Here is a 12,795-nt window from a genome sequence, read left to right on the forward strand (position 1 = left end):
AGAAAACCATGACTTTATTCTTCCTGATAAACGACACAAAACTTTTCGCAAACACACAGCATTTGATCGTGAAAAGACAACCCCGCTGAGGCATAAGCTCGTCGAAAAAAAGCTTCATGAACACGGCGCCAATAAGCCAAAGTGCGATCTCCTTCCCCTTCTAAAAAGGCAAAGTCTGCTGTCACCTCATCAAAAGGCACGATCGACACTGACTCTAAGTAAAGAACAGCTTTTGGTACATCCGACCCATTTAAAAGGACACTATAGGTTCCTGATTGCGGCAATGCTTCTTGCTCGATTTCATAGAGCGCAGCGGCAGATGTCGTTGCCGTCTTTTTGCCAGCTAAAACCAGTGCTGCCAGTTCATCGGCCATTTGTGGTGTATCACCAAAGGACCAAGCATCTTCATAGGTCAAAGGAGATTGATTTCTTGGATTTGCTTTTAAAAACCGCTGCCAAAACGCCTGAATCTGACAGTCTTTTATTTTTGATTCTCTGGTTTCATCTGCCAATTTTTTTCACTCCAATACTTCGTATATGTTTGGACATTCTCAGCTTCTTGCCAATCATAGGCCAGCCCTAATTTCTCGCTGATGTTCTTTGCTTGGCCATCAAAACGTTTTTGCATCTTCAAGAGGGACTGACCGCAGGCAGTGATCGTGGAAAAATCAAGCAATGAGGTCAATTCCCGCCACTCCTTTTCCGTTAGAAACGACTGTAGGTATTTATGATTTTTCCCTGTACTCACCTGAAATTGCTGAGCTTGGGCAACGAAAAAATCTTCAATCCATAACAATTCTTGCCAACAAATAGTGTATAAATGATCCGCAGCATAAATCAGCTGCTTTCGAAGCAGCCCTTTCACGACATACGTGCTTACCCACCAAAATTCGTTGCAGTGTTCCTGAAAAGCGGCTTGGGTCGGGCGCTTGATCCAGTAATGCGAATGATTTGCTTGATTAGCAAAACTTAGTATTTGGTCTGGATCAAGCAGCGGATGCAAGCCTGGTTCGTTAGCCAGACGATCGACCAGTGCAAGAGGACATAGCATGAGATCGATTCTTACTCCGTCTAAAAAATGCATCAAGTACGTAAAACACCCGCCCAAACTTGACGGATAGATGGTGCTAGCTTCCGGTGTTTGCCTGATCATGATCGGTCCAAAGGCTTCTAACCATGAAGGATCATCGACCAAGGGCTGAATATCATCCATTACGTAAACCACATCAAAGTCTTGCAAAAAATCTTTTGGCGCCTGTGGATCGGTCCGTGAACCAGATAAACCGATGGCACGTGCCCCAACACGTTGCCCCACAGACAGGATCAATTGGTGCAATTCTGCTTCTTCCCTCACCGTCTCCACCTCTTTTTCGTTTCGTTTTTGAACACCTAAGCTCTTTTTATAAATATTAGCATAGTTTCTTTTTTTCCACGACATTCGCAGGGAAAATATGCTATAATTTTATGTCGCAATTTTTTTAAGGAGGATCCTTCGTGAACGAACGTCAAAAAGAACAACAACATGTCAATGAAACCATTGCTCTGATCCACAGAGAACAAGCGATCCTTTCGCAGCAAAAACAAGAGTTAGCCGCTAAAATGGATGATCAATTAAAAGAAATCGCCGATAAGAAAATTCGCGGGGGCGACAGTGAAGCCTTTTATGAATCAGTTATCGAGTACCAGCAGCATGAACAAGAATTGCTGATAAAATACCAAACCGCAGAATCACAAGAAAAACGCGTCAAAACCTTAACAACGATGGCGGGCAATCCGTATTTTGCTCGAATCGATTTCAAAGAAGAACAAGAAACCGAGACCCTCTATTTGGGGATCGCTTCATTGCGAGACAAAGATGAAGAAACGATCGTCATTGACTGGCGCGCACCGATCGCCAATCTTTATTATGAAGGAGAGCTTGGTGAAACCTTCTACGAAACAGACACTGATCGGTTTACGGTAGAATTGCTTTTGAAACGCCAATTTAAAATTCAAAATGGTGAAATCTTGTCGATGGTCGATACTTCGGAGATCATCAATGACGAATTTTTGTTGGAAATATTGGATGAAGCCTCTTCTTCTCAAATGCGTAACATCGTTTCGACGATCCAAAAAGCACAGAATCAAATCATTCGTGATACCACCAATAAATTCTTACTGATCGAAGGGATTGCTGGAAGTGGGAAAACCTCTGCTTTGTTGCAACGGGTCGCCTTTTTACTTTATCGGAATCGCAAATGGTTGGACGAAAAACAAGTCTTGCTGTTTTCACCCAATCATTTGTTTTCTGACTATATTTCCATGGTCCTGCCTTCTTTAGGTGAAAGTGAAGTGCCCACAAGAACCTTCCACCACTTTATCCAATTGATTCTGACTGGCTATGAAGTGACGAAAGAAACCCAACAAGAAGAAACCTTTTTAAGCGGCGACGATGATGCCATTGAAAAAATCAAAAGTAGTCTTTTCTTGGTGGAAAAAATCAACCGTTATGTCCGTTCGATTGCACCAATCGGTCCCTTGTTCCGTGATCTAAAAATCCAAGGGCAAACCTATTTGACAAAAGAACAGATTCGCCGCTGGTATCAAGAAACCAATAACGAACTGCCGATTTACCAAAGAACCCAACTGCTTCAAACGAAATTATTAAAAAAAATCGGCGGCTTGGAAAAAGATGAAGCCAAAAAAGACTGGGTCAAAGAAGCGACCGAAGAACAATTGCAACAAGTATTTGCCAATGATCCTCATCAAGAATACAGCGAAGAAAACGAACGCCGTTTGCGGAAGAAACTTAGACAGCAGATCGTCCGCAAGAAGTTCCGTTCCTTGACGCGGGGAGTGAAAAACTTTCAGTTTATCAACCAAGCCAAGCAATACTTACACTTTTTACAATCGGTTGAGTCTGCTGCAGTCAAAGAAACTGGCATCGAGGCTGCGACTTGGCAGCAAAGTATTGCCGATATTCGACAAGTCATGCGCCAAAGACAGATCAAACAAGAAGACGCCGTTTTGTTTTTCTTACTGATCAAACAGCTTTATCCTGTTCATGTCGAAGAAAAAGCTCGGTTTATCTTTATCGATGAAATGCAGGATTTTCCACCAGCACAAGTGGCCCTACTGCGTCAGCTTTATCCAAAGGCTGGCATCACCCTATGCGGCGATTTGAATCAAAAAGTTTATGGCAATGAAACGATCGTCGGGACATTAGCAGAATTATTCCCCCGCGAAAGTGTGAAACGTTATCAATTGAAAACCAGCTATCGTTCGACTAAGGAAATCACAGATTTCGCCAATCAATTTTTAGTTGGCAGTGATCAAGTGGAATTGACGGCTCGTAAAGGGGCGGTACCAACAATTGTTAAAGGAACTGCAACTGAAAATCTGGCTTTCCTAGAAACCAGTATTCGTGACGCCGCTGAGAATCAGCGTTGGCGCACCGCGATCATTTGTAAAACCGCAAAGGATTGCCAGCAGTTATATGCCCAGCTGGCAGAAACAATGCAGGAACAAGTGCAGCTGATCACCTCTGAAGAAGACTTCATGAAACGCAATGTGATGATCTTCCCGGCCTTTTTAGCAAAAGGGCTAGAGTTTGACCAAGTATTTGTCTGGACACCAGGTGCCACTTTCGTGACTGAACAAGACCAATTGATTTTTTATACAATGGCGACACGGGCGATGCATCAGTTGACCGTCCTCACCCAAGAGGAATTGCCGCTGCTAGCAAAAGCTGATCCTACCACTTATCAGTTCCAAGAAGCATCAACGATCGGATAACAAAAAACATCACTTTCGGCGAGTTCCCAAAGGAAACAAGCCGATCGTGATGTTTTTTTAGCCTTTTAACTCGCCAATAAATAAACGGGTTTCTGGATAGCGCATCCCTACGATGGTTAAAATCATTTGCAGCTCAGAAACGTGTTCGGGATCTTCTGGAACAAATAATTTTGTATGTCGTCCAATGCTGCCGTTATCGATCAAGCGATGGGTACGATTCCACTCACTAAATTCTTCAATCGTCGTAAAGCGACTAAGAGGAAAGCCAGCGCCATCTAGAATTTCTGTCAATCGAAAAAGTACATAGGAACTGTCGATGACAAATTCTTTTCTATGAGGCAAAGCACGCGTTCGTTTATAATCAATAATTGCTTTTTCTGGTCGGTGCTCTAAAAGCCAATCCAACAGCAAGAAGAACCCTTCCATTCGATACTCATCGATAAAGAGCCGTTCAGAGTATTCCGACATGCGAAAGACTAATGGAATCAAGAATCGCTCTTTATAAATTAATAAGGGTGCGCGATCAACGACGACATTTAAATAACGATTCAAATAAGAAGAACCACGATAATCACCTAGACGATACCCTTCTACCCCATACTTTTGATATTTCCGACAAAGAGCCGAGCAGTCAGAAATCGATACAGACACTTCTGCTAGCTTTTCAAAACCACTTAAGATTCGATTAAATGGCTCTAAAACGATTTTTTCTTCCATGTCTGCCCCCCTAACGATTTGTTTGCTTATGTAGTAAATCATAACACATAAAATGTATAGAAACCAACTGAAAAGATGATCAACACAGAAGAATTTTCAGTAAATGAGCAACGCTACCGCTTCATTATTTCTCTTGCATAAGCGACAAAGCCTCTACATAAAAAAACATACTAAAAAAATGGCAGCCAGATTGTCTCTAGGCTGCCAAGTGACACTTATTCTTCCGCGTCTGCCACATTGTGATAGACGTTTTGTACGTCTTCAAGATCTTCTAACACATCGATCATTTTTTCGAATTTTTCTAGATCGTCACCCGTCAAGGTTACTTCATTTTGAGGAATCATTTGCATTTCTGCAATTGAGAATTCAGTGATTCCTTTTTCTTTCAAGGCTTCTTGAATGGCATGGAAGTCACTTGGTTCACCGTGAACGATGATTTGTCCATCTTCTTCAACGACATCACGAACATCGATCTCTTTGTCCATCAAGTATTCTAAGATTTCATCCGCATCGTCACCAGCAAAGCCAAAGAGTGCCGTGTTATCAAACATATAAGCAACGGCCCCTGAAACACCCATATTCCCGCCGTTTTTACCAAAAGCGGCCCGAACATCGGCTGCGGTACGGTTGACGTTATTTGTCAACGTATCGACGATCACCATTGATCCATTTGGTCCAAATCCTTCGTATCGAAGTTCTGAGTATTGTTCATCGCCAGAACCTTTGGCTTTTTCAATCGCACGGTCAATAATGTGTTTTGGCACATTGTAGGTTTTCGCACGTTCGATAACAAAGCGTAATTTTTGGTTCGCGTGAGGATCAGGATCACCCGATTTTGCTGCTGCGTAGATTTCGATTCCAAATTTTGCATAAACTCGGCTATTGTTTGCATCTTTAGCAGTTTTTTTCGCTACGATATTTGCCCATTTACGACCCATGATTTCACTTCGCTTTCTTGTTTTTAAAAATCCTTATTCATTATACTTGTCAAATGGCGTTCTGTGAAGTAATTTTCACTTATTTATCAATAAAAAGCGGAATTTTTCGAAAATTTTGTTCTGTGATTTGAGGATTCCCTTGCTGATAGATCTGGTCGATCCGCAATGACAAGCCATAGCGCTGTGCTTCTTGCTTACCAAATTTAGCGATCAGCGGCAGGGTCAGCTCTTTTTTGACCTCTTTTAAATAGTGCTGCCCTTGCTTCGTATACCCTAAGACTCGAATAAAGGAATGTTCTTGAGCTTCCTTCATTTCAGCTTTTGTCACTTGGAACAATACATAACAAGCAAGACGCTGCAGCCGCGTTTGGGTATAACGTTTCGTCTTTAACAACTTGATAAAATCTGCAAAAGAATCCGCCGCCGTCACATATTGTTTTAGTCGATATTCTAATCCTTCTTCCATCTGGTAAATAGCAGCTAATTTTTCGATTGGGGCAGAAATGATCTGGTATTGAAGATACGGCCAAAAGGCTTCCCAGTCGACTGTTGCTTGTGAAAGAAAGTTTTGTGTGGCTTCAGGAACAAAATCCACAACAGCTGCACCTTGTTTGATTGCTTGGCGAATGGCTGTTGCACTGGCGATCGTGGGATGATCGAATTGTTCTGAATGATAAGACGCCGCAACGCGTTGGATGGGGACCAAACGCATTGGTTTTTCATAATGCAGCACTTCCCGTGCATACGCCATACCCAACAGATGATTGGGCTGGTCTTTTTCTTCATGGTACTCAGGATATAGCTCACTGAGGACCGCACTCATTTTTTGACTATAGGTAGCATTTTGCCTAGCTAAGCGTTGAAATGCGTCATCGATCATTAGTTGATTTTCTTTTTCAAAGTGAGCAAACTTGGCATAGTCGAAGGGGTGTTTCGTATCTGTGCCAAAGCATAACAACTCACATTGCAGATCCTGCAGAATCCTAATCGCTCCCGATGCAAAAAAATCAGCAGAGTGGACGGCCCAAGCGGGTGGCAATTCGACGATCAAGTCTACCCCATGTTGTAGTGCTGCTTGAGCTCGCTGCCATTTATCGATGATTGCTGGTTCGCCACGCTGTAAAAAATTTCCACTCATCACCGCAACGACGACATCAGCATTCGTTACTTGCCGTGCTTTTTCCACATGGTATTGGTGTCCATGGTGAAAAGGATTGTATTCTACGACTAGTCCGCAAGCCTTCATCGACATCCCTCCTGTTTTACATAACGGTTACTTATGGCAGACAAAAAACCAGCGACGGCTTTTTTCATTTGGTTTCGTATCGATAAAATCAGCATAGCATTCAACATTAGCAAAACCAGCATTTTCTAACATTCTTAAATAGCTTTCAAGAGGATAGGTTCTTTCTTGATGAAGCTCATCTAAGCGTTCAAACAACCCATTCTCTTGTGCAACAAAAAAGGTCAAAAAGTGTTCAATGCTATGGTCTTTTTCGCCTTGATAGCTTTCCCAAAGAAAGGCAAATTCATCGGTTTGGTAATGATAGCTATAATCAGGAAAGACTTCATCGATTTGATATAAGGAATGTACATCAAATAAAAAGACGCCATCTTCTTCTAAACAACTGTAAACACCATCAAACACTTGCTGCACACTCTGCTCGTCTTCCATGTAGCAAAGGGAGTCAGAATAGCAGGTAATTGCTTGATAGGTGCCAACATCTACGAGATCCAGCATGTCACCCGCAACAAATTGCACAGCCGCCTCTTCTTTTTCAGCCCGTTGACTAGCGATCATCAGCATCTCTTCTGAAAGATCTAACCCAGTCACATCAAAACCAGCCTTGGCAAACTCAACGGCTAACGCACCAGTTCCACAAGCCAATTCTAACAGCTGTTTTCTTTTTCCTAAATGACGACAAGAAAAATCCAGCCACTTTTTATAGAGACTGGAATCCATTACTTCGTCATAGACAAATGCGAAGGTTTCGTAAGCCATTACGCCACGACCCATTCATTAAGATCCACAAGCGGCGCATCAGACCATAATTTTTCTAGGTTGTAAAAAGCACGTTCTGAGGCACTGAATACGTGAACGATCACGTCACCTAAGTCGATCAAGACCCATTTTCCACCATCTTTTCCTTCGACACGGCGAACAGATACTTGATTTTCTTCTTCTTTATCGATGACTTCATCAATGATCGCATTGATTTGACGTTCGCTATTTCCTGAACAGATCACAAAGTAATCTGCTAGCAAAGAGATTTCCCGCACATCTAATGCCATAATATCTTCGGCATGTTTTGAATCGGCGGCTTTTACAGCAATTTCTAATATTTTCTGACTATCTATGGTAATTCCCTCCTATATTTGGCTACCCAAAAATTGTAGGTTTCGATCGTTTTTGGGTAGATAACTGCTTCTGTTTCGATCAAATGAAGCAAGGTATGTTTCGTTTCGTAAGCAACAGCGGCATCTAAGTCAATCATTGCGATCTCTCTGGCTTCAACGACTCCAGGAAACGTACGTCCGGGTTCGATATAATCTGCCACATAGATGATTTTATCTAACAGGCTCATCTTAGCAGCTCCGGTGGTGTGCAAACGGATCGCTTGTAAGATTTCTTCGTCATCGATTTCTAATTCTCGTTGAACGAAATCAGCACCGACGAGTCCATGCCAGATAGCATTGTTCCAGTTCAAGAGATCCAAGTCGAATCCGTCTCTACGAATGACTAATTGAAATTCTTCATCGCTGCGTTCCTTCGCATAATCATGCGTCAAGGCGGCGATGCTGGCTTTGACCGGTGAAGCACCATATTTTTCCGCAAGGGCAACGGCCGTTTTTTCGACACCTAACACATGCTCAAAGCGCTTTTGACTCATCTGCATTTGGACCTTTTGCATCAAAAGTTCCCGTTCTGCTTGTGTGTAGTATTCACTCTTCATCCAAGTACAACCCCTTTTCTTGAATATAGTGTAACACATTATCTGGCAATAAGTAGCGAACCGAACAACCTTGTTGCACTTTTTTACGAATTGTTGTTGAGCTGACATCCATTAGCGGGATATCGATCCAAATAATCGGGTATGGGCTATCGATCGGCACTTCTGGACGACGAACCCCCACAAAAGTCACCAATTCCATCAGCTCATCGATTTGATGCCATTTTGGTAAATAGTTCACCATATCCCCGCCAATGATAAAATAATAATTGGTATCTGGATTCTTAGCTGTCAATTCCCGCATCGTATCAACCGTATAACTCTTGCCTTTTCGTTCCAACTCAATGGTCTCTACAGCAAATCGCGGATTATCGGCGATCGCCAACTCCAACATCGCCAAGCGGTGCTCAGCTGGGATCGTCTTTTTCTCATCAACATGAGGCGGTAAATACTCAGGCATGAAATAAACTTTATCCAGCCCTAATGCTTGCCCTACTTGCTCACCCATGACCAGATGTGCGTAGTGTACTGGATTAAAATTCCCACCAAGAATGCCCACTTGCTTTTTCGGTACAAGTTCTTGTGTTTGTGTCTCTAAAACCGTTTGTACCTTTCCAAATGTTTGTCCTTGCATGCCTTCTCCCTCCTAAATTGAACGAACTTTGCTTGAAATCGTTTGGTATTTTTCTTTGCTTGACGGTTTGAATAAAACGATCACTCGTCCGATGATCTGTACCACTTCACAGCCGACTTTCTCACGGATCGTTTCAGCTGCTTCGTCAGCAACCTCATCGGTATTTTGGAGCAATGAGACTTTGATCAATTCTCGTTTTTCTAGCGCTTCTTCAATTTGCGCCATCATCGCGTCATTCAAGCCGCCTTTGCCGATTTGAAAAATCGGGTTTAAATGGTGCGCTTCACTTCGTAAAAATCTTTTTTGTTTTCCTCGTAAGTCCATATTCTTCCTTCTTCCTTATACTAATGCTTTACGTCTAAGCACATCGACACCCTTTGGCGCCCACCCAGCGATGACACACGGTTTGGTGATCGTGATCCAGCCAAGTCCAGCAAAAACGATATCGGTTTTTTCTTTGATTGAAAATTCGAAACGGACGAGTTCAGGAAAATCCGCCACTTCATCTGCTCGCGGCGGCTGCAGCAGCCCACCAACATGTTTCTCATAAAACTCATCGGCTTTCGTTAATTTGGTCCGATGGATCGCCACATCATTTGCTACATAAGCAATAAATGAACTGCGTTCTCCTTGAATGAAATCAAATCGGGCAAGTCCTCCTAAGAACAAAGTTTGTTCTGGATTCAACTGATACACCTTTGGTTTGATCTCTTTGGCTGGTGCCACGATTTTTAGATCTTTTTTACCTAAATAATGCGCCATTTGATGACGATGAATGATTCCTGGTGTGTCGATCAAGAAGTGTCCGTCATCCAAGGGAATCTCGATTTTATCCAATGTGGTTCCTGGGAAACGCGAAGTCGTGATCAATTCGTTGATCCCCGCTGTTTGTTTGATGATTTGATTGATCAATGTTGATTTTCCAACATTCGTCACACCCACCACATAGACATCGCGTCCTTCACGATACGTTTCAATCGCTTGCAGTAAAGCTTCCGTTTCACCTGGCTTCTTGGCACTCGTCAATAATACATCCACTGGTCTTAAACCAGCTTCATGAGCACGTTCCTTCATCCATTGGGTCATCTTCGATTTTTTCAAAGATTTTGGCAAAATATCCACCTTGTTGCCCACTAATAAAACAGGATTATTGCCGACGAAGCGGTGCAGTCCTGGGATCAATGAACCATTAAAATCGAAAATATCAACGACATTAACGATCAAAGCTTCTTTTTCCCCGATTTCATTCAGTAGACGCAGAAAATCATCGTCGGTAAGGGAAACATCTTGGATCTCATTGTAATGGCGCAAACGGAAACAGCGTTGACAATAGACTTCTCCTGATTCAAGTCCTTTTTCTAATGCGGATTGCGGGGTGTAGCCCAATTCATTGGGGTTCGTTGTCTGAATCACTGCCCCGCAGCCGATACAGTGAATTTCTTCGATTCCTTCTGTCATATTAAATTCCTCCACGCCATTTTAACTCTGGGTTATGCTTCAATAAATAGTTCATGATTTTTCTTTCTGTGGCTCGATTAAATTGGGTTTTCCAAGAATCCGTTGGGATCACTGGTTTCACTAAAATACTGCGAACACCGGCACGATTGGCACCTCGTACATCCGTCATGATTTGATCGCCGATCATCACGACCTCTTCTTTTTTCAAGCCTAATTGTTGATAGCCTTGTTTGATCCCTCTTGAAAAGGGTTTTAATGCGCGGTGTACGTACTTTAAACCAAAGGGCGCAACTGCCCGTGCCACTCGTTCACTATTGTTGTTGGAAACGACAACTACCGGTATCCCAGCATTTTTCATTTCCAGTAGCCAGTTTTTTAGTTCTTCGGTTCCGTCAGGATTGTTCCAAGCAATCAAGGTATTATCAAGATCGGTCAAAATCCCTTTGATCCCCTGTGCCTTTAGTTGGCTAGGGGTGATTTTATAAATCGCATCGACCATCCAAGTCGGTTTATAATTTGAAAACATAAAATCTCCTTTGCTGCATGATTTCTTCACGTATTAAAAATCGGCGACTAGTCATCGATCCAAATTGTCGATCTTAAAAAGAAACAGTCCGATCTGCCTACAATCACGCAGATGGTTTCTATCAAGATCAGACCTCTTCAACCTGTAATTATACAATAGAATCTTTTTGAATACTAGCAAGTGCGCCAGTTTCTGCAGGTTTCTTGTAAAAGAACTGAAAAAGGAACCTGCCAAGACAACCGTTTGTCCTATCACTTCTTTAAAGTAGTCTTTTTTCCGTCAAAAAAGCATCCTTTTACTGAAAGGATGCTTAGGAAAGGTCCAAATTTATCACTAACAACTGCGAACTTCTCGCAGTTTACAATACTTTACTCAAAAAATCAATGGTTCGTGGATTTTTCGGATGATCAAAGATCTGTTCTGGCGTTCCTTCCTCCATAATGATTCCCTGATCCATAAATAAAATCCGATCCGCGACTTCTTTCGCAAAGCCCATTTCATGAGTGACGATGACCATCGTCATTCCTTGCTGAGCCAAACGCTGCATGACGGACAATACTTCGCCAACCATTTCTGGGTCTAACGCTGAAGTCGGTTCATCAAAGAGCATCACGTCTGGTTCCATCGCCAAGGCACGTGCGATAGCGATTCGTTGCATTTGTCCACCAGAAAGACTTTGAGGATAGGCTTTTGCTTTGTCTGGTAAGCCAACATCATTTAGTAGTTGTTTTGCCAACTGATCAGCCGCCGATTTTGCTACCTTCTTGACTTTCGTCGGAGACAAAGTAATGTTTTCTAAAACCGTCATATTCGGAAAAAGATTAAAATTTTGAAATACCATACCCATTTTTTCACGCATCTTATACAAATCATTCTTTGGATCGGTAATATCGGTTCCTTCAAAAAAGATTTTTCCGCTTGTCGGTACTTCTAATAGGTTCAAACAGCGTAAAAACGTGCTTTTTCCTGACCCAGATGGCCCAATCACCACTACGACTTCTCCTTGATCGATCGTCGTTGTGATCCCTTTTAGCACTTGATTGCTGCCAAAGGTTTTGTGTAAATCTTGAATATCTAACATCATAGCTTGTCTTCTCCTTTTAACGACGATAGCCTTTGCCTAGTTTCTTTTCCCATAAACTCAATAGTCGCGAAGTCGTAAACGTCAAGATGAAGTAAATGACCGCCGCCACATAGAAAGGCGTTAATGGTTGGAAAGAACTGGTGACAACGATCTGCGCACTGTTCATCAGCTCGTAGATGCCGATCGTTGAAAGCAAAGAGGAATCCTTAATCAAAACGATAAATTCATTGCCTAGTGGCGGCAAAATGTTGCGTAGTGCTTGTGGCAATACGACATAACGCATCGTTTGAAAAGGCCGCAACCCTAAAGAACCAGCCGCTTCTGTTTGACCGTAATCAACGGCATTGATTCCCCCTCGGACGATCTCAGCAACATATGCCCCAGAATTAAGCGAGAGCGCAATGATCCCAGGAAATAGCCGCCCAAAATCAAGACTCAACACGCCGATCGAGACCGTCGGCAAGGCAAACATTCCTTGCAAAAGACCAAAAGCGATCAATATCTGCACCAGCATCGGTGTGCCGCGGATGACTTCAATATACGCATTAGCAAACCAGCGCAAAGGCGTCACTTTTGATAATTTCATTAGGGCGAAAATCACCCCTAGAATCGTTCCAAAGATCACGGTGATGATAGAGATCACGATGGTGATCACCACACCAGAAAGAAAATAAGGGTAATATATCGCTAAAAAGGATAAATCCATAATTGTG

15 protein-coding genes are annotated in these 12,795 nt (G+C 42.6%); 1 reads left to right on the top strand and 14 read right to left on the bottom strand.

Annotation, left to right across the window (positions count from 1 at the left end):
- Positions 1-14 precede the first annotated feature (14 nt).
- Positions 15-512, bottom strand: a complete 498-nt coding sequence (locus IGJ05_RS04070) for an ASCH domain-containing protein (RefSeq protein ID WP_081116852.1) — start codon at positions 510-512, stop codon at positions 15-17.
- Positions 482-1,354: an aminoglycoside 6-adenylyltransferase gene (locus IGJ05_RS04075; RefSeq protein ID WP_438725041.1), complete on the bottom strand. Its 873-nt coding sequence runs from the start codon at positions 1,352-1,354 to the stop codon at positions 482-484. The genes IGJ05_RS04070 and IGJ05_RS04075 overlap by 31 nt, the downstream gene beginning before the upstream one ends.
- A 140-nt stretch (positions 1,355-1,494) precedes the next feature.
- On the opposite strand from IGJ05_RS04075, the gene helD reads away from it, so the two are divergent.
- Positions 1,495-3,774, top strand: a complete 2,280-nt coding sequence (helD, locus tag IGJ05_RS04080; protein WP_225001244.1) for an RNA polymerase recycling motor HelD — start codon at positions 1,495-1,497, stop codon at positions 3,772-3,774.
- 57 nt (positions 3,775-3,831) lie between these two features.
- Here helD and IGJ05_RS04085 read toward each other — a convergent pair whose 3' ends face one another.
- The 12 genes from IGJ05_RS04085 to IGJ05_RS04140 form a co-directional block, all read right to left on the bottom strand.
- Complete coding sequence (locus IGJ05_RS04085; RefSeq protein ID WP_005225912.1) at positions 3,832-4,491, bottom strand: hypothetical protein; 660 nt, start codon at positions 4,489-4,491, stop codon at positions 3,832-3,834.
- Between the two features lie 215 nt (positions 4,492-4,706).
- Complete coding sequence (locus IGJ05_RS04090; protein ID WP_005225911.1) at positions 4,707-5,429, bottom strand: YebC/PmpR family DNA-binding transcriptional regulator; 723 nt, start codon at positions 5,427-5,429, stop codon at positions 4,707-4,709.
- Positions 5,430-5,508: 79 nt separating this feature from the next.
- The gene (locus tag IGJ05_RS04095; RefSeq protein ID WP_081116855.1) at positions 5,509-6,675 is read right to left on the bottom strand and encodes a nucleotidyltransferase; all 1,167 of its coding nucleotides are present in this window, start codon (positions 6,673-6,675) and stop codon (positions 5,509-5,511) included.
- 27 nt (positions 6,676-6,702) lie between these two features.
- Positions 6,703-7,431, bottom strand: a complete 729-nt coding sequence (locus IGJ05_RS04100; protein WP_016610179.1) for a class I SAM-dependent DNA methyltransferase — start codon at positions 7,429-7,431, stop codon at positions 6,703-6,705.
- Positions 7,431-7,772, bottom strand: coding sequence for a ribosome silencing factor (rsfS, locus tag IGJ05_RS04105; RefSeq protein WP_034695537.1), 342 nt, complete (start codon positions 7,770-7,772; stop codon positions 7,431-7,433). Before rsfS ends, IGJ05_RS04100 begins: the two co-directional genes overlap by 1 nt.
- A gap of 11 nt (positions 7,773-7,783) precedes the next feature.
- Positions 7,784-8,383, bottom strand: coding sequence for a bis(5'-nucleosyl)-tetraphosphatase (symmetrical) YqeK (gene yqeK / locus IGJ05_RS04110; protein ID WP_225001245.1), 600 nt, complete (start codon positions 8,381-8,383; stop codon positions 7,784-7,786).
- The gene (locus tag IGJ05_RS04115) at positions 8,373-9,014 is read right to left on the bottom strand and encodes a nicotinate-nucleotide adenylyltransferase (RefSeq protein WP_005225906.1); all 642 of its coding nucleotides are present in this window, start codon (positions 9,012-9,014) and stop codon (positions 8,373-8,375) included. The genes yqeK and IGJ05_RS04115 overlap by 11 nt, the downstream gene beginning before the upstream one ends.
- A 12-nt stretch (positions 9,015-9,026) precedes the next feature.
- Positions 9,027-9,338: a ribosome assembly RNA-binding protein YhbY gene (yhbY, locus tag IGJ05_RS04120; RefSeq protein ID WP_005225905.1), complete on the bottom strand. Its 312-nt coding sequence runs from the start codon at positions 9,336-9,338 to the stop codon at positions 9,027-9,029.
- 15 nt (positions 9,339-9,353) lie between these two features.
- Positions 9,354-10,472: a ribosome biogenesis GTPase YqeH gene (gene yqeH, locus IGJ05_RS04125; RefSeq protein WP_010748089.1), complete on the bottom strand. Its 1,119-nt coding sequence runs from the start codon at positions 10,470-10,472 to the stop codon at positions 9,354-9,356.
- Between the two features lies 1 nt (position 10,473).
- Complete coding sequence (locus IGJ05_RS04130; RefSeq protein ID WP_081116856.1) at positions 10,474-10,998, bottom strand: YqeG family HAD IIIA-type phosphatase; 525 nt, start codon at positions 10,996-10,998, stop codon at positions 10,474-10,476.
- 358 nt (positions 10,999-11,356) lie between these two features.
- Positions 11,357-12,082 (bottom strand): amino acid ABC transporter ATP-binding protein, encoded by a 726-nt coding sequence (locus IGJ05_RS04135; RefSeq protein WP_005225901.1) that lies wholly within the window; start codon positions 12,080-12,082, stop codon positions 11,357-11,359.
- 16 nt (positions 12,083-12,098) lie between these two features.
- The gene (locus IGJ05_RS04140; protein ID WP_005225900.1) at positions 12,099-12,788 is read right to left on the bottom strand and encodes an amino acid ABC transporter permease; all 690 of its coding nucleotides are present in this window, start codon (positions 12,786-12,788) and stop codon (positions 12,099-12,101) included.
- Positions 12,789-12,795: the final 7 nt, after the last annotated feature.

This window comes from Enterococcus sp. AZ167, from assembly GCF_051714025.1.
Taxonomy (GTDB): domain Bacteria; phylum Bacillota; class Bacilli; order Lactobacillales; family Enterococcaceae; genus Enterococcus_D; species Enterococcus_D casseliflavus.